We start from the raw sequence: 20912 nt of genomic DNA, 5'->3' as shown, positions 1-20912 counted from the left end.
TCATTTATCATCGGCTTGCTGTGCCGCTTGCTTGGCTACCTTATCTAACGCACGTTCCAGGCGGGCAGGCTTTTTCGCGAGATTACGGATGAGCCCGAACAAAGCCGAAAGTTCGTTGCGTGTGGGGTGCAGGCGCTGCACCATCGTGTTGAGGAAGTTGTCGCGCCATGCCTGGTCGTGGTACTGCCCCGTCAGGTAGCGGTCCAAGAACGCCTTGAAGCTCTCGATTTGCTGGATGGTGGCGGGGCCGGTCTCCGCAACACCCCTGGTGGTGCGCTTAGCACGTCCCTCGCCGTTGGCAAGGGCGCCGGAGCGGCAAAGTTCATAGAGCGAAACCGCCACCGCCTGCCCGAGGTTCAAGCTCATGAGGCCGGGCACCGGGATTTCGCACTGGTACGTGCAGGCGTTCACCTCCTCAAGGGCAAGCCCGCAGGACTCGCGACCGAACACGAGCGCCACAGTACCGTCTTCCGGAAGCATGTCCGAAAGGTTCTGCACCATCGTGTGCTTGATAGCGCTCCCGAAAATGCGGCGACTGTAGGCGACCGCACAAGCGCAATCTCCAATAGCCTCTTCAAAGGTGTGGACAATTTTCGCGTTGTCCAAAATGTCGTGGCTGTTGGCCGCCGTGTGGTACGAATTCTCGATGACCTTCTCGCGCTTGGGGTAAACGATGTAGAGCTCGGGCAAGGCGTAGCAGTGCATGGCGCGAGCGACAAAGCCCACGTTATGGGGATGTTCCGGTTCAACAAGTACGACTCTGAATTTACGCATAATCAAAACTCTTCAAAAAATTCTTCCTGGATCCTTCACTGCGCTACGCTTGTTCAGGATGACGCCGCGCTAACGTTCCACTTGAAACCCTTGCCGCGGATTTCGTTTTCAACCGTTTCGCCGGGTTGAATTTCGGCCCCCTTATAAATCACAGAATGCTTGAGGGTCACGCCGGCAGGAATTTCGGCGCCGGGTTCGATGACGGCTTCGTTCACGTCGCGGCCCAGTTCCTTGAGGCGGGCCTCCACCGCCGCCATGAGACCCTCGGGGGAACCCATGTCTATCCACTGGGCATACAGTTGCGTCATGTCCACAAAGGGGGCACGGCCGGCCGCAATTTCCTGCTTCCAGAATTCGCGGATGTCGAACTCCCCCGGTTTAATTCGAGAGAGGGCTGCATCGCTGTACCACGAAACGCCGGAGAATGTCGCGGGCTCACCTTCTGTAGCACCAAAACGGCCGACCACGCCAGCCAAGCGACCGTCTGCACCTACACGAAAGGTATTCACCTTCGCAAAGTCCACCGCCAAGAGCGCCACCTGCGGCCCATTCGGCTGAGCGGCCAATGCCCGCGCATTTTCAACAAAGGCCTTCAAGTCAAAATCGCAATAGGCATCGCCGTTCATAATCAAGAGACCGCCACGGTAGCCAGCCGCATAAATACGGCGCAACGGCCCTGCCGTCCCGAGGATTTCGGGATGTTCGACCCAGACCTTCTCAAAGCCCAGGCGTTCGCCTTCGGCCACCACCTGGTTTGCCAGGTAGTGGGCATTGGCGTGCAAACGAACGTCCCCAATGGCACGGGCCTTGATTGCCTGCTGCTCCAAAATGCTCGCGTCCACCACGGGCACAAGCGGTTTCGGGACGTCGTTCGTCAACGGGCGAAGGCGCGTACCCAGCCCGGCAGCAAGTATCAGGACGTTCAGTTTTTCGGTCATTTTACCATGGCCGCGCTAAAGTCGGCTTCGCAAACCAGGGTCTCGCCCTGCATGATTTTTCCATGGTACTTGAATAGAGTACGACGCGCCATGGTCATCTCGACGATCAAAGTCAAGTCGGCAGGGGGAATCACGGCCGCGCGGAAACGGCAGTTGTCCACACCAATAAAGGCCGGGCGCTTGCCCTCGACCACTTCTGGACGGGCGATTTGCGTCATGATGGTCGCTGCCTGCGCCATCGATTCCACCTGGAGAACTCCCGGCAAAACCGGGTTGCCCGGGAAATGACCGCCAAAGAACTTTTCTTCGCCACTCAAATGCCAAACAGCCTTAATCTTCGGCATGCGCAGGGATTCGTCTGGGGATTCGGGGTCTCCCTTCTGCAGTTCGAGGATTTCGTCGACAAAGGCAAACGGGGCCTTTTGCGGCAAAAGATTATGGACAAATTCTGCATCGTATAGCATAGGGCAATACCTTCTCCATGATTTTGTGGTGGTGAAAATGCCCGCCGTTGAGGATTTCAATATGAATCTTGGGGAGGGCGGGCTTCACAAATGTCAAGTCCCCAAGCAAGTCAAGAATCTTGTGGAACGCGGGCTCTTCGGCAACACGGTACTTTGTCGCGTTCAAAGCGGCATCTCCATCTTTAAGCAACAGGCCGCAAGTTTCGTCAACTCCGGCCAAAAGCCCCGCTTGGCGGGCCTTTTCGTATTCGCTTTCAAAAATAAACGTCCGAGCTTCAAAAATATTGTACAGGTCCTCAGCCGAGTAAACAGCGACACTCGCCGCCGAACCAAAGCCGAGCACATACTCCACTTCAAAAGTTTCACTCGGGTAAATGCGAACCGCCCCCGTACTCCATTCCCAGCTGTCGGTCACAGGAGCGTCGTAAAAAACGAGTTCCTCGGGCGTGCCCGCCTGCTTGCGCACCGCATGGAAAAAAGGGAGAGCGCTCCCGTCGAGCATGGGCAACTCCGCTGAGCAGGGTGCGGCACCTTCGGCGCAAGCATCCACGTTAAATCGGCGGCGCGGCCACATCAAAAAAACTGGCGCCAAGTGCTCGGGTGACGCCAAGCGTGCAGGCGCACCGTCAAAGGAAGCTTCCCCGTTAGCGTATACGGAGGTCCGCGCAGTACTGTACTTCAATTCGTCAAAACACTTCGCGGCATCGGTCCCGTAAAAAGGCTTGCCGTTCACACTCCACATCACTCGCGGTTCCAATTGCGAATTGCGTTCGCAAATATCGACCTGCACACAGGCCCTCTCATACGAAAGGGACCTGGATTCAAATTTCACAGTACGGGTCGCCGGCATAGTACTTTAAAGATAAAAAAATATGGCTTTACTTTTTCTTGGCGAGCACGCGAAGACTCACAACGGACTTGCGCCACAAATTGATGTCCTCGGCGGGGAAACCAGCGACCACCTTCCCTGCGGGAATGCTCTTGGTGACTCCTGCCTTGGCGGCAACACGGGCGCCCTTGCCAATGGTCAAATGCCCCGCCGACTGCACTCCCCCGGCAAACTCCACGTCATCTTCCACGGTGACCGTGCCGGCAATGCCCGACTGCGAAGCCATGTACACATTGTTGCCCACCTGGCTGTTGTGCCCAATTTGGACAAACGAATCAAAATGGCTGTCGTTGCCAATTGTTGTGGGCGAAACAAAGCCCGCGGCCACTACCATGTTGGCACCAAAACTGCAGCGGTCGCCAATGACAACGCCTGCCAAATGGGGCACCGGTAGACGTTTGCCCTCGTTCTCATAAAAACCAAAACCACGGGAACCTATGACCGAGCCCGCCTGGAAAACGCAGTCCTCGCCCACCACCACGTTCGGGTAAATGGTCACGTTCGCCTCGAGCACGCAGTTTGCCCCCACGCGGGCTCCACGCATCACAACGCAATTGGGACCAACCCTGGTCCCCTCGCCCACAAAGCCTTCCACCACGGCCGACGGGTGAACTTCGGCCGTCGCCGCACACCCCGTAACTTGGCCCATTGTATCGGTCACAAAACGGTTCAGGAATTCGACCATCACATGGTAGGGGTTCTTGACGGGAACCACGCAACGCGCTCCAGGCACTTGCGCTTTCGAAACGTCTGTCGGCACAAACACAATGCCCGCCTTCACGTTCGCCAAAACCGATTCCGAAACACCGTTCGCATTCGTCTCGTTCTTCGATAGATTCCCCAACCAAAACGAGACATCCGTTTCGCACGCCTTTTCTATGGCGGCAAACCCGGTCAACAAAAAATCGGCGCCGTCCATAGCTGCCGAGTCGCCGTCCTTAACAAAGCCTGAATTGCCGAGCCATTCTAAAACAGCAGAGAGCGCAACCGGAGTCATCAATCCCCCAATGCCAGCATTTGCACTTGGCTGGCAAACTCAATAGTGATGTCGCCCTGGACCTTACCGCTCAAATCCTCGCCGTCGAGCTGCAAAAATTCATCGGCAGCCACAACCAGCTTTAAAGAGCGCACCTTCCTCGATTTCAAGAAGTACTTTTTGTAGATAAAGCCCAAAAGCGGGATATTCCCGATGGCAATCGCCATCATAAAATTGAACATGTTCGGCACGTCCACCACTTCCAAACAACCGTCGGCCATATTCGACTTGTAAAACGGATTCGCGCCGCTCGCAAAACTCGGGATGTTGCCCACAATCACAGTGCGGTGCCCCGTGATGTCAGCGGATTCGCAGTTACCGTCAACATCGCGATAACCGAGTGTCGCCTTCTTGAGCATATAATTGCGATCGGCAAAAAAGCGGCGCACATAGTGTAGCTTGTTGGCAACGACCGAAGAACTCGAAATCACACCGTTTGCGCGATCCTGGTTAAAGTCATGGGCTATTCGCGCATCGATTCCGGCAGAGAAGTAGTTCGCCATCGCAAACTTGCCGTTGACCTTCCAAATGTCAAAAGGAGTGGCTCGCGCACGCAACAGGCGGCGCACCAAAAACAGCAAGCCGCGGTCCACAAACGGCTTGTACAAGTTCAAAACGCGCGCCAGGTCGTTGCCCGTGCCAAGGGGAATCAAGCCAATCTTTACCCTGCTGGCGTAATCGCCCGTAAGCATCGCCGAAAGCACCGCCGAGACAGTCCCGTCGCCACCCACGGCAATGAGCGTTTCCGTATTCGAGAGCGCCTCGCAAATCTGTTCCCTCATCCCCTCACTCTTGGTGAATTCCGCCTTCCATTCGCTGTCGGCAAACTCCATGGACTTCATGATCTCGGGCAGGAACTCGTGGATGAGCTTGCCTTGGCCGCCGCCGCTAATGGGGTTAATGAGGAATACGAACTTATACATGCTTCAGCAACTCGTTCTTCGCGTCAATGTAGTGCTGCACGCCCTCGTGCACACCGCGGATTTCTTCTTCGTTAAGCGGGCGCGAAATGTGCGCCGGCGTCCCGACGACGAGCGACCCCTCGGGGAACTCCTTGCCCTGCGTCACCACGGCTCCCGCAGCAACGATGCAATTCTTTTTGATGTGCGCCCCGTCCATCACAATGGCGCCCATGCCAATGAGCACGTTGTCGTCGATGGTGCAGGCGTGAACAACGGCGTTGTGGCCTATGGTGACTTCGTTACCAATAGTCACTCCCACGCCCGTCGACAAATGGATGGTCACGTTGTCTTGAATGTTGGTACGCTCGCCCACCACAATCGGGGCGAGGTCGGCACGCAACACGGCGTTGTAGAACACCGAGGAATCCTTGCCGATTTTGACGTCACCTATAAGGCGGGCGCCTTCCGCCAAAAAGACGCCTTCACCCACTTCGGGCTTTTTGCCCTTGTATTCAATGATTGAGGCCATAACCTCAATGTACAATATTTTTCGCGATAGAGTTCCATTCTTCCTGATCGTAACCGTTCAGGAGCATGGCACCCTTGTAACCCGAGAGAATTTCGGCAGCCTTGGCGGTATCGCCCGCGGCCACAGCGTCCTTCATATCTTCGAGTACGTCTTTTTGGAGTGTACGCTTGTCGGCAATGGCACCCAGGCGCTCCTGGCGGAGCACTTCCAGGCTATCGCTCACAAAGCCCAGTTCCCACGTACTGTCGTAGCAGGCCTCGGCAGCGGGCAAGCTCACCATGTCGGTTTCGGCGGCCACGTACAAGGCGTCGCAGCGGGCAAAAGTCTCGGCACAGTTCTTTTTCACATATTTATAGTACTGGTAACCGCCCACAATCAGGCCGATCAACAGCAGGAGGAACACGCCATCCTGCCAACCCATCACCGGGGCGGAGGGAAGTTTGGGGCGACCGTTGACGGTTTCGCCGGCTTCAAGTTTTTCTTCGGCCTCGTCAAAAGGACTCTTTCCGTTCAAGAAACTAAGACCCATAATTATTCCTTATTTTTTTGAAATGGCGTCAAAGACGCGTGCATACAAATAAATTTGCTTCACCAAGCTAGCAAACCCGTTGGACCTCGTCGGAGAGAGCCCTACGTTCAGGCCAATCTCCTGGAAGAACACAGGATCCACACTCAAAATATCGGCCGGAGCCATGTCGTTGTAAATTTTCAAGGCGAGGGCGCCTAGTCCACGGCTAATGAGCGGGTTCGTCGTCCCGCCTTCCACGTCCATCTCAAAATGGAGAACCGAGCCGTTGAACTGCGGTACCAAGTACATCGTAGCGGCGCAGCCCTGGATAATGAATTTCTCGGCCTTGAGGGAGGCGTCCATGCCCGGGTGCGCCTTTGCCAAGTCCAAAAGGAACTTCCACTTGTCGTCCGGATCGGTAAACGACGCGAACTTCTGCCTGACTTCTTCTTGACGTTCCGTAATCGACATAGCGCATTACCAGTGGAAGAACGAGCGCATCTTCCAAATCAACGACGGGCACGCCCAGAGAACGTTAAAGAATATCCTGTACAAAGTCTGCTTTTGGCGAGGGAGCTTGGAGAGGCGCTCGGCGGCGCGGTCAAACTGCGAATCCTTGACCGAGTAGAACGCCTTCTTGGCTCGAGCCACCTGCAAGTGAGACTTGCCCATCGCATCCATCCAGCGAGTGAAGGCCATAGCCTCGATCTGCTCGCGGTCCTCGGCGCTTGTGGACTTGAGCCACTCCACAGCACATTCCGCCACAATCTTGCCGCACAACAGCGACTCGGTAATGCCCGAACGGCTGATGGGGTTCACGCAGCTGGCGGCATCGCCCGCCTTAAAGAGCCCGCACTTGGCAATCGGCTTCTTCGATTGACCGCAGGCGATCATCCCGCCATAAACGGCCCTAATTTTTGCACCCGGGTATCGGGCGACAAATGCTTCGAGCTTTTGCCGCATCGAGATTCCCGACTTGGCATTTTTACCAAGTACAAAGCCGATATTCACCTCGACACCGTCGCGCGGGAATATCCAGCCGTAGCCCTCGGGGAAATCGCTTCCAAAAAAGAGTTCGATGTGTTCGCGGCTATGCTCGATTCCCTCGGCAAGCGCAAAAATCGCAGGCTCCAAATCGGTATCGCCGCTCTCGATTCCCTTGAGGCAGTCTATATCGCGTGTGAGGCGGCATCCCGGACCCGTAGAGTCCACCACCACCTTGGAAAACAAGGTCTCATCGTAATCGCCATTGCCAACAACTATGTTCCAGCCGTTATCCACGCGTTCCAATTTCTTGACCACGGTATCAAAATGGCACTCCACACCGGCATCCTTGCAGCCGACGGCCAAGGCATGGTGGAATTTGGAGCGGTCCAACAAGCAACCGCAGTCCTTGCTATAAAATTCGGCCCTGTACCCCTTGGGAGAAGTAAAGTAGATGCCCGAAATGGGTCCGCGAACCCAGCTACGGTCTATGGGCCACAAGGCACCCAGCCTGCTGGTCGAGGCAGCTTCGGCACAAAAAATCGGTTCTTTCCAGGGGGCTTTTTTGTCCAACAAGAGCACCCGTCTAGCCCCTCTCGTCATTTTTCCGAGGGTGCAAGCGGCCATCAAGCCGGCTGGACCGGCCCCGCAAACCACGGCATCGTACTCTTTTGAAAGGAAATCTGACATCTCAAGGTCAAAATTAGCATTTATTTATCTAGTTTTTTTACTTATATACGTGTTTTTTGAAAATTTTTAGTTATTTTAGGGCTATCCGTTATTTTGGTTTTTCCATAAAGGGAATGTTATATATGAATATGATGAAAACTTCTAAACTTGGACTCTGCCTCCTGGGAGCTCTCGCCATCAGCGCCGTTGCACAAGACAACTGGGCGGGCAAGAACCTCAACGTTTCTTTCCGTGATAAGCGTATCGACGGATTCGACTTCAGCAATTCCAAGGCGGTCAAAAATGTTACGGACTTCCAGCGTTCCGCCGGTGACAGTCCGAACTTCACCGAAGCCGACCTTGCCGGTGTTTCTTTCCAGAACGCGGTGATCAACAACGCCAGTTTCAAGAACGCCAACCTCAAGAAGGTCATCATCAGTGGCGCCGACATCCGCGGCACAACATTCAAGGGCGCCGACATGGAAGAGGCCAACCTCTACCGTGCCACTCTCCTCGATAGTGAATTCCCGCAGACCAACCTGAAAAATGCACGACTCGACGCCATGAAGGTGTCCGATGCCGCCGACTTCAGCAAGGCCGACCTCACCCAGGCCTCCGTGATGGACGTGGACCTGACCGGTGCAGACTTCAGCAAGGCGAACCTCACCAACGCGAACTTCAGCCGTTCCCTCATGGCTAACAGCAACCTCAAGAAGGCGACCCTCGTCAAGACGGACTTCACCGCCTGTAACTTGATTGCCGCCAACTTCAAGGGCACGGACCTCATCAACGTGAACTTCGCCAAGGCCGGTCTTTCCCAGGCCGAGTTCGGCGGTGCCGAGTTCAAGAACGTGAACCTGCAGGAAGCCGACCTTTCTCTTACGACCTTCAACGACGTCGACCTTTCCAAGACTCAGCTCCAGAAGGCCAAGTTCGCCCAGTCCACGGTCAAGAACATGGACTTCAAGGGTCAGGACCTCACTGGCGTCGTGTTCGACAAGGGCACCGTCTCCAAGAACGAGTTTGAAAGGGCCAAGCTGAACAAGACCTCCTACTTCGACGCCGCCGTCGAAAAGAACGTGTTCAAGGAAGCCGAACTCATGAAGGCCGTCTTCGATGGCGCTTACGTGTTCAAGGACATCTTCGACAAGGCTGACCTCACCAAGGCCAACTTCGCGAACTCCACCATCGAACGTTCCGACTTCAACCTCGCCCAGCTCTCCGGTGCAAGCTTCGCCGGTGCCAAGCTCGAAAAGGTGAGCTTCCTCAACGCCAACATGCAGGGCATCAAAATTGACGCCGACACCAAGATGAACGACGTCGACTTCTCCGGTGCTGACTTGAGCAACGCGAAGATCGAGAAGTTCACCGCCAAGAAGGTGATCTACGACAACAAGACCAAGTTCCCCAGCGGCTTTGATCCGCGTCAGTACGGCTTCACCAAGCGCGGTGAGAAGGCTGCCGACATCAAGGTCGAAGGCAAGAAGAAGAAGTCCGTGGACGACGACACCTCCACCGACCAGAAGCCGCGCAAGAAAAAGAAGAAGAAAAAACATTCTGACGACGACGACGAATAATTCTTCCCTGACTAACGGATTTAAAAAAGGCGCTCGCAAGAGCGTCTTTTTTTTGCCTGCATCAAAAAGGCAAGCCTTGCAATTCGCGTATTACTTTTTGTCCATGAGCCAGGCAACAGCCTCGCCTAGGCTGTGCACGCGGACAACGCGCATCCCCTCGATGTTCTCCGGGAGCTTGCCGGACGCGGGCACAATAGCCTCGACCATGCCGAGGCGACGAGCTTCCTTGAGGCGCTGGTCCAAAAGTGAAACGCTGCGAACCTCCCCCGAGAGGCCCAGCTCGCCGATGGCGATGGTCTGGCGCCCGAGCGGGATGCCCAAATGGTTGCTGGCAATGGCGAGGGCGATGGCAAGGTCGGAGGAGGCGTCATTCACCTTCATGCCGCCTGCTATGCTAGCGAAAACATCGGCAGGACCGATGGTCACATCGCCGAATTTTTCAAGCAAAGCCAAAATGATGGTGAGCCGTTTGGGGTCTATCCCTGCGGCCACCCTCTGCGGCACGGCAAAATTCGTTTGGCTCACCAGCGCCTGAGTCTCGAACAAGAGCGCGCGCGAGCCCTCAAGCGTACAACACACCACACTCCCGGGAGTCGGCGGCACGCCCTCCTGCAAAAACACCTTGCTCGGGTTCGCGACCGATTCGAGCCCGTGACTCGTCATTTCAAAAACACCGATCTCGTCAGTCGCGCCAAAGCGGTTCTTGATGGTGCGGAGCAACCTGTACTGGTGGTTGCGGTCCCCCTCGAAGTACACGACCGTATCGACCATGTGTTCCAAAATGCGCGGGCCAGCGATTTGCCCGTCCTTGGTGACATGCCCGATGAGGATGGTGATGCAGCCAGAATTCTTGGCGAAGACCATGAGGTCGAGCGTACATTCACGCAACTGCGAAGCACTGCCCGGAGTCCCCGGCAGGTCGCCCTTGTAAACTGTTTGGATGGAGTCGATAACCAGAACCTGCGGCTTGATTTCCTTGGCCTGTTCAATAATCTTTTCGAGGCTCGTCTCACAAAGCAACAGCATGTCGCTGCCAGAAACGTTCAAGCGTTCGCTGCGAAGCTTCACCTGGCAGGCACTCTCTTCGCCGCTCACATACAGGCTCTTGACGCCGGCGGCGGTCATCGTGGCGAGCGTTGTGAGCACCAGCGTGGACTTCCCGATGCCGGGGTCGCCACCGATGAGCACCAGGGAACCTGGCGCAAGCCCGCCCCCCAGCACGCGGTCGAACTCCGCATTGGCGGTGCTTAGCCGCCGCGTGTCCTCGGTAGCCACATCCCTGAGCGGAACCACCTTATGGACCGGACCTCCGAGCCCTCGCTTGGTGGAGGCCACATCGGCCACTGGGGCCGCATGCTCCTTCAATGTGTTCCACGCCCCACAGAACGGGCACTTGCCCACCCACTTAGGGGTGGTGTTGCCGCAGTCCGTGCACAAAAATTCGATTTCTTTTTTTGCTTTTGTCGCCATGCACATCAATATAACAAATGTGCAGTGACATTTTGTGTCATAGTGAACAGATTTTCACTATTTTCAGGGATAAGTAGAACTTTTTTGTTGTTAATGCTTGCGAATTTTTCCGCAGGTTATTTCTTTTTTGAAGACAGCTTCTTGAATTCGGCGCGAGCCTTTTTCATGTCGGCAAGGAATGTTTCGTCATTATGCAGACTTGCAAAAGCTCCCGAGACAAGCACCTTGGAGGCATCAACGTCGCTTTGCCAATGGAACCCAGCAATCACGCGACTTTGCCCCCATTCGTAGGCGTACTTCAACAAAGCGTCTTGAGCAGCCGGGTTTATTTCCACAAGCAACATTGCCATCGACCACGCAAGAATCGTATGCCCCGACGGGTAAGAGCCATTCTTCCTTAAGGCTTCTTCGTCTTTAGGGACGAGCGTCGGTTCGTTGAAACGGTCGAACGGGCGACGCCTCATGTAGTGTTTCTTTGGAACTCTGCCCACTTGCCGGAGTGTTGCAATCCCGCGTTCAATCACGTTCATGATGGCAGGAGTCTTTTTTGCAGAAATCTCCATGCCAAAGGGCTCGCTGAACATCCGGACCATATCGTCCATGGCTGTTGCCGCTTGCGCAATTGCAAGTGCCGCACGTGCGGAGTCGGCTCGCATGGCCTTGCCCCACATGTACTGCGAAATATCGTACATGAACTGCACCGAAGTTGTTTCCGGTGGCGCCGGGTAGAAGTTCAGCGCATTCGGGAGAGCATCCGCCTCCACGTAAGGTTTGACATCTGCAGCGAAACTGCAAAGCGATGCGCCGCAAAAGGCGACAACAATAAATACCTTCTTGATAAGATTGTTCATGCGTTGAATATAAATAAAAAAGACTATCTTTTGCGGTTGAACTGGAGATTACAAATGCACATTCTTGAAAAAATCAGTGATTTCATTGGCAAGTGGATGGCTGTTGTCGTACTTGTGATTGCGGCGCTCTCGCTGTTCCTGCCGAAATCGACGCTCTGGATTGAACTCAGTTGGGTAAATTACCTTTTGATGGTGGTGATGTTTGGCATGGGGCTCACGCTAAAGCTCAGCGACTTTGCGCTTGTATTTGCGCGCCCCAAAGAAATCACCATCGGGTGTGTAGCGCAGTTCATCGTGATGCCTGCACTCGCTTTTTTACTCTCCAAGGCTTTCGGGCTCGATGCCGCACTGATGGCGGGCGTGGTTCTCGTAGGCACCTGCCCCGGCGGGACCTCGAGCAACGTTATCACCTACCTCTCGAAAGGCGACGTGGCGCTCTCCGTAGGCATGACCAGCGTGAATACATTGCTCGCACCTGTGCTGACGCCTGCAATTACGTACCTATTGCTCCGCACGACGGTGAACGTGGATGTGCTAGCGATGTTCCTTTCTATCGTGAAGGTCGTCATCGTGCCGATTGCGCTCGGGTTTGTCATCAACAAGTTCTTTGGCAAATGGACTGCGCGTGCCGTGAAGGTGTTGCCGCTCGTTTCCGTGATTGCGATTGCGATGATTGTGGCCGCAGTCGTCTCACACAATGCAGCAAAAATTCTCTCCACGGGCGCCATCGTGTTCGCCGTCGTGATTCTCCACAATCTGCTCGGCTACGGTTGCGGTTTCGGTCTCGGCAAGCTGCTGAAATTTTCGACACCCAAGACAAAGGCTCTCTCTGTGGAAATCGGCATGCAGAATTCCGGTCTTGCCACGAGCCTTGCGGCGACGGCGTTTTCGGGACTTGCCATGGCGACGGTTCCTGGCGCCATCTTCTCTGTATGGCACAACATCTCCGGCGCGATTTTGGCGAATGTGTATCGCAGGTGGGGGGCGTAGCCGTACGAACTGGCTAGACAGAGCCTTTTCTGAACCTTAGCGGTCCTTGTACATTTTCTCGTAGTACTTTTCGTACTCACCGTTCACGATGTTGTCGAGCCATTCCTGATTGTCCAGGTACCAGCGGACAGTCTTCTCGATGCCTTCCTCAAACTGGAGCGAAGGCTCCCAACCAAGTTCCTTCTGGAGTTTGCTGCTATCGATGGCATAGCGGGCGTCGTGACCCAGGCGATCCGTCACGTAGGTGATGAGATTCATGTCCTCGCCTTCGGCACGGCCAAGCAGGCGGTCTACAGTCTTGATCACGACCTTGATGATGTCGATGTTCTTCCATTCGTTGAAACCGCCAATGTTGTACGTCTCGGCGACGGTCCCCTTGTGGAAAATCAGGTCGATAGCGCGGGCGTGGTCCTCTACAAAGAGCCAGTCACGCACGTTTTCGCCCTTGCCGTACACCGGCAAAGGCTTTCGTTTGCGGATGTTGTTGATAAAGAGCGGGATAAGCTTTTCGGGGAACTGGTAGGGACCATAGTTGTTGGAGCAGTTCGTGACAATCGTCGGCATGCCGTAGGTGTCGTGGAACGCGCGAACAAAGTGATCGGAACCCGCCTTGGAGGCGGAATACGGGCTATGCGGCGTATACTTCGTGGTCTCGTAGAAGAAGTCTTCGCCGTAAGCCAGGTGGTGCTCGGAACTGGAGGCGGTCGTCGTAAACGGGGGCTCAATGCCCTCCGGATGCGTCATCTTCAAAGCCCCGTAGACTTCATCGGTCGAGATGTGGTAAAAGCGCTTGCCTTCGAACTTCTCGGGAAGACTCTCCCAGTAGAGCTTTGCCGCCTGTAAAAGGCTGAGTGTGCCCATGACATTCGTGCGGGCGAAGGTGAACGGATCCTTGATGGAGCGGTCCACATGGCTCTCCGCAGCAAGGTGGATGATACCGTCCACATGCTCGTCCTGCATGAGCTTGTAGAACGCGTCGAAGTCGCAAATATCCATCTTCACGAACTTGTAGTTCGGCTTGCCTTCGATGTCCTTGAGATTGGCAAGATTACCAGCGTACGTGAGCTTGTCCAAGTTGATGATATTGTACTCGGGGTACTTGGTCACGAACAGGCGAACCACGTGACTTCCGATAAAACCGGCACCGCCGGTGATGACGATATTCTTCATTTTTTCCTGCCAATGTAACTTTTTAATAAAAAAATAAAAAAAAAAACAATCTTCAACCCAAGCGCCGCCGCTTTTTGGAAAGTAAAAATTATCCATATAAAGCAAAAATCGGTAAATTTTGTGGTTGGATATAGTATTTTAAATATGTTCATGTTGTGGGCTAAAAAGATCTGTCGTTCATCCAGTGCGAAACTCTTCGTTTCGGGGTATTGCGCTGTACTCGCGCTTCTTTTTACGCTATTGCTCCTCGCCTGCAGCAACATTGATATTCCCACAAACTTAAAGAATTCCACAGGAAGTTACCTCGCCCTTGACGATTCAGAATACCCCTACGCAGGACTTCCCAGAATCGTCATTGAAACAGACGAGTTCACCCAGGTCAAGGATCGTGAAACCGAAGTCCCTGCCAGGCTTCAAGTCTATGGGAAAGACTCCCCTACAGATGAAATCAAATTCCTGACCATAAGAGGACGCGGCAACACTTCTTGGGTGACTATGCCCAAAAAAAGCTACAAGTTAGAGTTCAACGACAAATACGCTTTTTTGGGGATGCCCCAAAACCGTGACTGGGCACTCATAGCCAACTACGCAGACAAGACTCTAATCAAGAACTACCTAGCCTACCACCTATCCGCCACCCTCGGCTTGCCATATACCCCCAAGTGCCAATTCGTAGAACTGTTTTTAAACAAAGAATACCAGGGCGTTTATTTGCTAACGGAGACCATCAAAGTCGCCAAAAAAAGAGTCAACATTCCAGAAAACGATTCCTCTTACCTAGTTGAAGTCGACTCCAAGTACAAAAAAGATGAACAGGTATTCTTATCGGAACAAGGCAAACCGTTCCACGTTTTAAGTCCCAAAAACGCATCCTACGCCTCTTTAAGCCTTCTGCAGAACCACATCAACAGCTTCGAAGAATTCTTAAAGACTCCGAACACAACAGAAATCGCCAACTGGATAGACATAGACTCCTATATCAAATATTACTGGATTCAAGAATACTCCAAGAATTTCGATGGAGCCTTTTATACCAGCGTATTCTTCACCTGGGAAAAAGGCGGTCCAATAAAAATGGGACCTGTATGGGATTTCGACCTCGCCTTTGGCGGTCACCCCGACACCCTTAACGACGCTCCCGAGGGATGGTACATAAAAAAAACATATTGGACTCACAGGCTATTCAAAAAGACAGCTTTCAGGTTAAAGGCATACTCTTTCTTCGACGAACACCTTCAAGAATTCAAAGCTGTAGAAGACACCATCGAGTCTTTGCGAAAGCGTTTGCGCAATGCGGCTAAAAACAACTTCACGCGGTGGAACATTCTAAATAGCACCGAGCACGAGAATCACATTCGCAGCTATTCTTCGTACGACGAAGCCATCGACGACCTCATCGCATGGCACCGTAAAAGACTGGCTTGGATCAAAAAAGAACTAGAGTAACTACCCTATTTCTTTGAGGTAACGCGACAAAGCGTCCTGCCATGTGGGGAGCGGTTTGAACCCGGCCTCCACAAGCTTGCTCTTGTCCAATCGACTGTTGAACGGGCGTGCCGCCTTGCTAAGCCCGTATTCCTCAGTCGTGACGGGGACCACCTTTGTCGCAAGTCCAGCCTGGCGGTAGATTTCGCAGGTAAAATCGTACCAGCTGATGTAGCCGCCTTCGTTCGTCGCATGGTAGTAACCGTATTTTTCACTTTCGTTCATGTCGATTAGCAGGCGTGCCAAATCAAACGTGTATGTGGGAGTTCCAATCTGGTCGTTCACCACGCGCACCGTATCGTGAGTCTTCCCCACATTCAGCATCGTCTTGATGAAGTTCTTGCCGTTGAGACCGAACACCCAAGCGATGCGGACAATAAAGTACTTGTCAAGAGTTCCCGAAACGGCAAGCTCCCCCTCGAGCTTCGTCTGGCCGTACACGTTGAGCGGCTTGTACGCCTTGCAATCGGGCAGCCATGGTTCAGTACCCTGGCCGTCAAAAACATAGTCCGTGCTGATGTAGGTCATTTTGCAACCCAGCTTTTTGCACACGTTCGCGATGTTCTGCGTGCCGCCCGCATTGATGGCTCGCACCTTGGCCACTTTGTCGTCGTCTTCCGCCAAGTCCACGGCGGTCCAGGCGGCGCAATGGATGACAGCATCCGGCTTAACTTCAGAAATGACCCGTTCCACCGCAGCCGCATCCGTAATGTCCATTTGAGCGTACGGCATGGTCGTCACCGCACTGCCGTCTGCCACACCGCTGTATTCGGGAGCAATGTCGCTCCCCACGCCCGTATGGCCTCGACGAGCCAATTCGTTCATCACATCGTGGCCCAACTGACCACCCACTCCGGTAACAAAAAACTTCATAATGAACCTCAATTTTCTTAATTATAAAAATTTTAAGGCATTAGCGCTTTAAAGTACAATTCAACGCGGTGCCCCGTCTCGAAACCGAACATTTCGCCGCGGTTCATCTCGTAAGCCATGCCCATCCCCAGAGGGAACGGGAACCACCCAAAGTAGTAAGAAACATCGCCACGCATGCGGAAACCGCGGTAGGCATCGTCCATCTTTTGGTATGCTTTAAGCATGTTGAAATTTTTGCTTTCCTCTACTCTCCAGCGATATAGAAATGCATAGCCTATACGCCACCCGGTTCGTTTGGCATAGTCCCAAAGTAAGTTCCACACAAAAGAAGCCTTGAGGCCAATCTCGTCGCCGGGTTGAAAGTTCTCGTTTTCAACGAACGTGTAATATTGCATGCTGTAACCAAGCAGCAAACCCCGACTGAACCAATATAAAATGGTAGGCTCCACCCCAAGGCGGTTAAAGCGTTCGACGCGGCTTCCCTCACCCGGTTGGAACCGCCAGTTCGCGACCACCCCTAGCCACCTCATCGGGAAAAACTTGACCCCGACAAAAGATTCATTCATTCCGTTCACTTGCAGGTTAACAGCCTCATGACGCTGGTCATGCCACATGGTGTCCCATTCGTAGCTCACCAACCTGTACGAAAGATCCGTATACAAGCTAAAGCAGTCACAAGTGGCAATTTCAACATTCCACCCAATGTCCCCGCTGTAAACGTCGTCACGAAGTTCTGCAATTGCGCCCACGCCCACCGTTGTTTGCGGCGGGAGAGCCGGCCGCAAGGGTTCGGTCGCAAAAGCCGAAGCTGCAAGCAAGGCGACAATTAGCAATAAATGAATCATACACCAAATTCTGGCTATTTTGCCATGTCAAGGTCTTCAAGGACTTTGCGCTGGGCTTCAGCCTGTACCGAGATGGAATCCAGAGTTTTTTGGAGGGTTTGTACTTGTTGAATCAGTTCGGCATTCTTCGCCGTGAGTTTTGCAATCTCCGCCTCGCCTTCGGGATTGGAGCAGGCGACAAAAATGCAAACAATTGTTGACAAAATAATGAATTTCATTTTCATACATCCCTATAATAGAAAAAATCGTTATATTTGTTATTGTTAATTAGAAAAAAAGGTTATTATGCTAGACGAACTTTGGACATGCTTCAAAGAAAGGGGCTATTACGGCTCCGTATCGGTTCGGAACACAAGCGACAGTTCCAAGCAGTCCACTTTTTTGCTAAAAAGCGACCCGGCAGAGAACGCCGACGAATCTGCGACCGACTTCGCCATCTTCGCGGCCATCTACGACATGGATCCCGAATATACAGCAGTCTGCATCGTAAAAAAGGGTTACAAGGGTTCTTTTGACGGGTTCCCGGTCATAAGTTGCCCCCGGGACAAAATTACCGACGCCCTAGACAACGCCATTTTGGAAGGGCTCGGCCACAAGAAGGCTTTCTTTTTCAGGGAAACGGGCGCAGTCGTACTATTTGGCTACAAGGACTTTTCCCTCGGCTGATTTTTTTTAACTTTTGGATGTGAAAAAGCCCGAATTACTGCTCCCCGTAGGTACACGCGAAATGCTCGAGGCCGCCATCCAGAATGGCGCCGACGCCGTGTACTTTGGAGTTCCGCACTGGAACGCGCGCGGCCGCACCGAGGACTTTAGCTTTGACGACGTTCGCGAAATGATCCTGTATGCGCGAGTACGCGGAGTGCGCACATTCCTCGCGATGAACGTGCTGGTCTTTGAACGCGAATTGCAGGGACTTCCGGAATTTTTGGAGCGGTTGATTGCGCTTGAACCCGACGCCTTCATTATCCAAGACATAGGCCTCGCCCGGCTAATCCGGGCCATAGCACCCAACCAAGAAATTCATGCAAGCACGCAGATGACGCTTGCAAGCGCCGAGGCGGTGAACTTGGTTTCGCAACTGGGGTTCAACCGAGCGGTACTCGCGCGCGAGCTTTCGCTGAAGCAGATTGCGACCATCCGCGAAACGACACCGCTCGAACTGGAAGTTTTTATACACGGGGCTTTGTGCGTAAGTTATTCGGGGCAGTGCCTCACGAGCGAAAACTTTGGCGGACGAAGCGCAAACCGCGGGCAATGCGCACAAAGCTGCAGGCTCCCTTACCGCATTTTTGTGGATGGCAAAGAATACATGCAGGCGAAGGCTCCGTATTTGTTCAGCCCTCACGACCTGTGCGCCCTGCCCATAATTGACGAACTCCGTGAAGCCGGAGTCGATTCGCTCAAGGTCGAAGGGCGCCTGAAAAGCCCGGAGTACGTGGCCGCGGTGGCAAAGGCGTACCGCAAAGCCTTGGACCAGAGTTCTACAAACACTCCGCTCTCCCCCGACGACATGGAACCGCTGGAAGTGCTTTTTAGCCGTGGGCTCCGAACGGGCTGGCTCAAGGGCGTTGACCACCAGCAGCTGGTGGACGGCTCGTTCAGCAACCATCACGGAGAATTCCTCGGAAAGGTCTTGAAGGTGGACCGCGGCGGGATTGTTGTGGAAGGCGATAATGCTGCGCCAAATTCGCCGGTTTGTGCCGCGCCGCGCCCTGGAGACGGTATCCTCTTCGAGAATCCGGAATTCGAGGTGAGCGTCGGCGGGCGTTTATTCGGAATCCGCACTGCACAGGGCAAGGGCGGCGCACAGAACTTCATCCTCGACATGGGACGCGATTTCAACGCACGGCAAATCGCCCTGGGCATGAAGGTTTACCGCAACGACTCCCCCGCACTCGAAAAGGAATTGCGCCGCACTTTCACCGACCGTGAATTGGCAAAGCACGTGCCTATCGACATGACTTTATTCGGGCGCATCGGCGAGCCGCTGAAGTTGACCGTCTTTGACGGCGACGGACACAAAGTCCAGGTGGAAAGCGAAACCGCATTGGATGCGGCTCGCAACGCCACAAACCGCATTGAAGAACTTGCCCGCAAGGAGCTCGCGGCGCTCAGCGCAACGGCTTACCGCCTGAATTCGCTGGACGCGCAAGTGGACGCAAACGCCTTTGTACCGGGAAAGGTCTTGCGGACTCTCCGGCAAAAAGCCGTCGCCGCGCTGGACGCAGCACGCTGCCTGTGGAAACCTCTCTCGCCCAGCGCGAATTCGGGGCGCGAATTGCTGAGCGCCGCGATGCACAAACCCGCGGGAACTCCAAAGCCCAAAACAAGCATTTCCGTCCTCGTCCGCCGTCCCGAACAAATCCCTGCGCTCGAAGGACTCGACATAGACAACGTCATCATGGACTTTGACTGGGGCGTAAAATACGACGAACCGCTTGAACAAATCCGCGAACTCGGTTTCAGGGCAGGCATGGCCACGCTCCGCATCCACAAGCCGGGCGAAAGCCACTACCTCAAGAACATCCTGCGGCTATGCCCCGACTTTGCGCTGGTCCGTAACCTCGGCGCACTCTCCATCCTCAAGGAAAGTGGCATCCCGCTCGCGGGCGACTACAGCCTGAACGCCGCAAACTGCCTGAGTTACGACTGGCTCCTGTCACAAGGATTACAGACGCTCCACCCCTCGTGGGACCTGAACTCCACGCAGCTTTTCGACCTGCTGGGCAACATTGACCCCGCACGTCTCGAGCTCTCGCTCCACCAGTACATGCCCGCATTCCATTCCGAATACTGCGCGTTCGCCCGCGCGCTCACTACCGGCAGGCGATTCCCCGAATGCGGCAAGATTTGCACCCAGCACAAGGTCGAAATTCTCGACCACAAGGGCGAACGACACTTCTTGCAATCCGATGCCGAATGCCGCAACACGCTATTCGTTGGCAAGCCGCAATCGGCATTCAAGTTGCTCCCGCAACTGCTCGCCGCGAACGCATTCCACTTCCGCATTGAACTTTTGGACGAAACTCCAGAAGTAGTCCGCCGCAAGGTGCAGACCTACGCCGAAGCCATCCGCGGGCGCCTCCCTGTAGAAACCGCCATCCGCCTCGCCGGCGTCGAGGAGAAATACGGCCTTTCCGAAGGCCAGCTCTTCAACGAAAGCGTGTGGCACGACCGCAAAAAAAATGACGCCGGCAAATAAGCCGACGCCATAAAAACTCCGCAATTACGTAAATTAATCAACGCAGTACATGTCGTACATGGCCTCTCTGGAGAGATCCTTGTAAGAATCGGGATCTTCCATAAGGAGGATACTGCCATCGCAAGAGGATGAGCCTTCGCTTTCGGTATCCAAAGCGAGGACACCAAGTATCATCTGGCATGATTCTGCATCACCCATATCGGATTTGACAATAGCGACAGCCTTGCCGGTGTCCCACTTTATGGTCACTTCGCCGTCCTCGAGGACCCAAGTATCGTCAGACTTCTTGAAGTTGCAGGTAAAATCGGTTTCTCCGCCATTGCCCAAGCCTTCGTCATCATCGTCATCGGCGTCTGTCGAGAAGATGCCCCAAAGTTAGTTGAAATTTCTGCAACCAAAAAGAAAAAGGTGGTCTCCAACTTGTAAATTTGGTTCAGCAAAAAAACACCAAGCAAGAGGATAACCACCATGATGAAAAGTACAAAAAGAACCCCAAAACTGTCAATCGTCCGCCGCGAAGAAATCGACATTTCGACCAGTATCGGGGTGGTTCTGGCCGACCTTGCCGAACAGGGGAAAAGCTGCCTTGACGCGCTGTCGAGGGAGATGGGCGCAAGGCTCGTGGAGGCGATACTCCTGGCCGAAAGGGAACAGCTCGGCGGTGCAGCATACCACCCCAGGGAGGGCTTCAAGAAGTGGTCCAGCCAGGGCGGTTCCGTGTACATCGCGGGCGGCAAGGCGAAGGTGCGCGTA

23 protein-coding genes are annotated in these 20912 nt (G+C 54.1%); 6 read left to right on the top strand and 17 right to left on the bottom strand.

What is annotated here, in order from left to right:
• The 10 genes from BUB55_RS09270 to BUB55_RS09225 all read right to left on the bottom strand — a co-directional run bounded on the left by BUB55_RS09270 (position 1) and on the right by BUB55_RS09225 (position 7714).
• The gene (locus tag BUB55_RS09270; protein ID WP_073190247.1) at positions 1 to 774 is read right to left on the bottom strand and encodes an RNA methyltransferase; all 774 of its coding nucleotides are present in this window, start codon (positions 772 to 774) and stop codon (positions 1 to 3) included.
• A 53-nt stretch (positions 775 to 827) separates the two neighbouring features.
• Positions 828 to 1712: a sugar phosphate nucleotidyltransferase gene (locus BUB55_RS09265; RefSeq protein ID WP_073190243.1), complete on the bottom strand. Its 885-nt coding sequence runs from the start codon at positions 1710 to 1712 to the stop codon at positions 828 to 830.
• Positions 1709 to 2176 (bottom strand): 3-hydroxyacyl-ACP dehydratase FabZ family protein, encoded by a 468-nt coding sequence (locus BUB55_RS09260; protein WP_073190241.1) that lies wholly within the window; start codon positions 2174 to 2176, stop codon positions 1709 to 1711. The genes BUB55_RS09265 and BUB55_RS09260 overlap by 4 nt, the downstream gene beginning before the upstream one ends.
• A complete protein-coding gene (locus tag BUB55_RS09255; RefSeq protein WP_234971884.1) occupies positions 2148 to 2966 on the bottom strand; it encodes a UDP-3-O-acyl-N-acetylglucosamine deacetylase in 819 nt (272 codons plus the stop codon). The genes BUB55_RS09260 and BUB55_RS09255 overlap by 29 nt, the downstream gene beginning before the upstream one ends.
• An 88-nt stretch (positions 2967 to 3054) precedes the next feature.
• Positions 3055 to 4062, bottom strand: coding sequence for a UDP-3-O-(3-hydroxymyristoyl)glucosamine N-acyltransferase (locus BUB55_RS09250; protein WP_073190237.1), 1008 nt, complete (start codon positions 4060 to 4062; stop codon positions 3055 to 3057).
• Complete coding sequence (locus tag BUB55_RS09245; protein WP_073190233.1) at positions 4062 to 5024, bottom strand: diacylglycerol/lipid kinase family protein; 963 nt, start codon at positions 5022 to 5024, stop codon at positions 4062 to 4064. Before BUB55_RS09245 ends, BUB55_RS09250 begins: the two co-directional genes overlap by 1 nt.
• Entirely contained in the window at positions 5017 to 5532 is a 516-nt protein-coding gene (locus BUB55_RS09240; protein WP_073190222.1) for a gamma carbonic anhydrase family protein, read from the bottom strand. Before BUB55_RS09240 ends, BUB55_RS09245 begins: the two co-directional genes overlap by 8 nt.
• A gap of 4 nt (positions 5533 to 5536) precedes the next feature.
• Positions 5537 to 6061, bottom strand: a complete 525-nt coding sequence (locus BUB55_RS09235; RefSeq protein ID WP_073190220.1) for a hypothetical protein — start codon at positions 6059 to 6061, stop codon at positions 5537 to 5539.
• Between the two features lie 9 nt (positions 6062 to 6070).
• Complete coding sequence (locus tag BUB55_RS09230) at positions 6071 to 6511, bottom strand: SufE family protein (protein ID WP_073190218.1); 441 nt, start codon at positions 6509 to 6511, stop codon at positions 6071 to 6073.
• 6 nt (positions 6512 to 6517) lie between these two features.
• Complete coding sequence (locus tag BUB55_RS09225; RefSeq protein WP_073190215.1) at positions 6518 to 7714, bottom strand: NAD(P)/FAD-dependent oxidoreductase; 1197 nt, start codon at positions 7712 to 7714, stop codon at positions 6518 to 6520.
• 122 nt (positions 7715 to 7836) lie between these two features.
• Between BUB55_RS09225 and BUB55_RS09220 the strand changes: the two genes are divergently transcribed.
• Positions 7837 to 9270, top strand: a complete 1434-nt coding sequence (locus BUB55_RS09220; RefSeq protein WP_083596956.1) for a pentapeptide repeat-containing protein — start codon at positions 7837 to 7839, stop codon at positions 9268 to 9270.
• 90 nt (positions 9271 to 9360) lie between these two features.
• Here BUB55_RS09220 and radA read toward each other — a convergent pair whose 3' ends face one another.
• Positions 9361 to 10740 carry a DNA repair protein RadA gene (gene radA / locus BUB55_RS09215; RefSeq protein WP_234971883.1) on the bottom strand — a complete coding sequence of 460 codons (1380 nt, stop codon included), beginning with the start codon at positions 10738 to 10740 and terminating at the stop codon, positions 9361 to 9363.
• Positions 10741 to 10856: 116 nt separating this feature from the next.
• Complete coding sequence (locus BUB55_RS09210; protein WP_073190213.1) at positions 10857 to 11591, bottom strand: acid phosphatase; 735 nt, start codon at positions 11589 to 11591, stop codon at positions 10857 to 10859.
• Positions 11592 to 11645: 54 nt separating this feature from the next.
• On the opposite strand from BUB55_RS09210, the gene BUB55_RS09205 reads away from it, so the two are divergent.
• Positions 11646 to 12581 (top strand): bile acid:sodium symporter family protein, encoded by a 936-nt coding sequence (locus tag BUB55_RS09205; RefSeq protein WP_073190212.1) that lies wholly within the window; start codon positions 11646 to 11648, stop codon positions 12579 to 12581.
• 36 nt (positions 12582 to 12617) lie between these two features.
• Here the strand turns inward: BUB55_RS09205 and BUB55_RS09200 are convergent, their stop codons facing one another.
• Entirely contained in the window at positions 12618 to 13751 is a 1134-nt protein-coding gene (locus BUB55_RS09200; RefSeq protein ID WP_073190332.1) for a dTDP-glucose 4,6-dehydratase, read from the bottom strand.
• A 144-nt stretch (positions 13752 to 13895) separates the two neighbouring features.
• Between BUB55_RS09200 and BUB55_RS09195 the strand changes: the two genes are divergently transcribed.
• Positions 13896 to 15197, top strand: a complete 1302-nt coding sequence (locus BUB55_RS09195) for a CotH kinase family protein (RefSeq protein WP_143152992.1) — start codon at positions 13896 to 13898, stop codon at positions 15195 to 15197.
• On the opposite strand, the gene rfbD is transcribed toward BUB55_RS09195, so the two are convergent.
• From rfbD to BUB55_RS09180, 3 genes are read right to left on the bottom strand one after another with little or no spacing between them, the layout of a single operon-like run.
• Positions 15198 to 16109 carry a dTDP-4-dehydrorhamnose reductase gene (gene rfbD, locus BUB55_RS09190; protein ID WP_073190210.1) on the bottom strand — a complete coding sequence of 304 codons (912 nt, stop codon included), beginning with the start codon at positions 16107 to 16109 and terminating at the stop codon, positions 15198 to 15200.
• Positions 16110 to 16141: 32 nt separating this feature from the next.
• Positions 16142 to 16954 (bottom strand): hypothetical protein, encoded by an 813-nt coding sequence (locus BUB55_RS09185; protein WP_073190208.1) that lies wholly within the window; start codon positions 16952 to 16954, stop codon positions 16142 to 16144.
• Positions 16955 to 16968: 14 nt separating this feature from the next.
• Positions 16969 to 17178: a hypothetical protein gene (locus BUB55_RS09180; protein WP_073190206.1), complete on the bottom strand. Its 210-nt coding sequence runs from the start codon at positions 17176 to 17178 to the stop codon at positions 16969 to 16971.
• Between the two features lie 61 nt (positions 17179 to 17239).
• On the opposite strand from BUB55_RS09180, the gene BUB55_RS09175 reads away from it, so the two are divergent.
• Together BUB55_RS09175 and BUB55_RS09170 are read left to right on the top strand one after the other, a co-directional pair.
• Entirely contained in the window at positions 17240 to 17620 is a 381-nt protein-coding gene (locus BUB55_RS09175; protein ID WP_083596955.1) for a hypothetical protein, read from the top strand.
• A gap of 19 nt (positions 17621 to 17639) precedes the next feature.
• The gene (locus BUB55_RS09170; protein ID WP_143152991.1) at positions 17640 to 20159 is read left to right on the top strand and encodes a U32 family peptidase; all 2520 of its coding nucleotides are present in this window, start codon (positions 17640 to 17642) and stop codon (positions 20157 to 20159) included.
• A 33-nt stretch (positions 20160 to 20192) separates the two neighbouring features.
• Here BUB55_RS09170 and BUB55_RS09165 read toward each other — a convergent pair whose 3' ends face one another.
• A complete protein-coding gene (locus BUB55_RS09165; protein ID WP_073190200.1) occupies positions 20193 to 20486 on the bottom strand; it encodes a hypothetical protein in 294 nt (97 codons plus the stop codon).
• Between the two features lie 141 nt (positions 20487 to 20627).
• Between BUB55_RS09165 and BUB55_RS09160 the strand changes: the two genes are divergently transcribed.
• Positions 20628 to 20912 (top strand): hypothetical protein (locus BUB55_RS09160; protein ID WP_143152881.1); only part of this gene is annotated, 285 nt, incomplete at its 3' end.

Source organism: Fibrobacter sp. UWP2 (assembly GCF_900141705.1).
In the GTDB taxonomy this organism is placed as follows: Bacteria; Fibrobacterota; Fibrobacteria; order Fibrobacterales; family Fibrobacteraceae; genus Fibrobacter.
Note: the sequence above shows the minus strand (reverse complement) of the source record. Positions and strands in the feature narration are given on the sequence as shown.

Excerpts from the sequence above, each read along its gene's own strand:
- BUB55_RS09270 (WP_073190247.1), bottom strand. The coding sequence starts at position 774 with ATGCGTAAATTCAGAGTCGTACTTGTTGAACCGGAACATCCCCATAAC.
- BUB55_RS09265 (WP_073190243.1), bottom strand. The coding sequence starts at position 1,712 with ATGACCGAAAAACTGAACGTCCTGATACTTGCTGCCGGGCTGGGTACG.
- BUB55_RS09260 (WP_073190241.1), bottom strand. The coding sequence starts at position 2,176 with ATGCTATACGATGCAGAATTTGTCCATAATCTTTTGCCGCAAAAGGCC.
- BUB55_RS09250 (WP_073190237.1), bottom strand. The coding sequence starts at position 4,062 with ATGACTCCGGTTGCGCTCTCTGCTGTTTTAGAATGGCTCGGCAATTCA.
- BUB55_RS09245 (WP_073190233.1), bottom strand. The coding sequence starts at position 5,024 with ATGTATAAGTTCGTATTCCTCATTAACCCCATTAGCGGCGGCGGCCAA.
- BUB55_RS09240 (WP_073190222.1), bottom strand. The coding sequence starts at position 5,532 with ATGGCCTCAATCATTGAATACAAGGGCAAAAAGCCCGAAGTGGGTGAA.
- BUB55_RS09235 (WP_073190220.1), bottom strand. The coding sequence starts at position 6,061 with ATGGGTCTTAGTTTCTTGAACGGAAAGAGTCCTTTTGACGAGGCCGAA.
- BUB55_RS09230 (WP_073190218.1), bottom strand. The coding sequence starts at position 6,511 with ATGTCGATTACGGAACGTCAAGAAGAAGTCAGGCAGAAGTTCGCGTCG.
- BUB55_RS09225 (WP_073190215.1), bottom strand. The coding sequence starts at position 7,714 with ATGTCAGATTTCCTTTCAAAAGAGTACGATGCCGTGGTTTGCGGGGCC.
- BUB55_RS09220 (WP_083596956.1), top strand. The coding sequence starts at position 7,837 with ATGAATATGATGAAAACTTCTAAACTTGGACTCTGCCTCCTGGGAGCT.
- radA (WP_234971883.1), bottom strand. The coding sequence starts at position 10,740 with ATGGCGACAAAAGCAAAAAAAGAAATCGAATTTTTGTGCACGGACTGC.
- BUB55_RS09210 (WP_073190213.1), bottom strand. The coding sequence starts at position 11,591 with ATGAACAATCTTATCAAGAAGGTATTTATTGTTGTCGCCTTTTGCGGC.
- BUB55_RS09205 (WP_073190212.1), top strand. The coding sequence starts at position 11,646 with ATGCACATTCTTGAAAAAATCAGTGATTTCATTGGCAAGTGGATGGCT.
- BUB55_RS09200 (WP_073190332.1), bottom strand. The coding sequence starts at position 13,751 with ATGAAGAATATCGTCATCACCGGCGGTGCCGGTTTTATCGGAAGTCAC.
- BUB55_RS09195 (WP_143152992.1), top strand. The coding sequence starts at position 13,896 with ATGTTCATGTTGTGGGCTAAAAAGATCTGTCGTTCATCCAGTGCGAAA.
- rfbD (WP_073190210.1), bottom strand. The coding sequence starts at position 16,109 with ATGAAGTTTTTTGTTACCGGAGTGGGTGGTCAGTTGGGCCACGATGTG.
- BUB55_RS09185 (WP_073190208.1), bottom strand. The coding sequence starts at position 16,954 with ATGATTCATTTATTGCTAATTGTCGCCTTGCTTGCAGCTTCGGCTTTT.
- BUB55_RS09180 (WP_073190206.1), bottom strand. The coding sequence starts at position 17,178 with ATGAAAATGAAATTCATTATTTTGTCAACAATTGTTTGCATTTTTGTC.
- BUB55_RS09175 (WP_083596955.1), top strand. The coding sequence starts at position 17,240 with ATGCTAGACGAACTTTGGACATGCTTCAAAGAAAGGGGCTATTACGGC.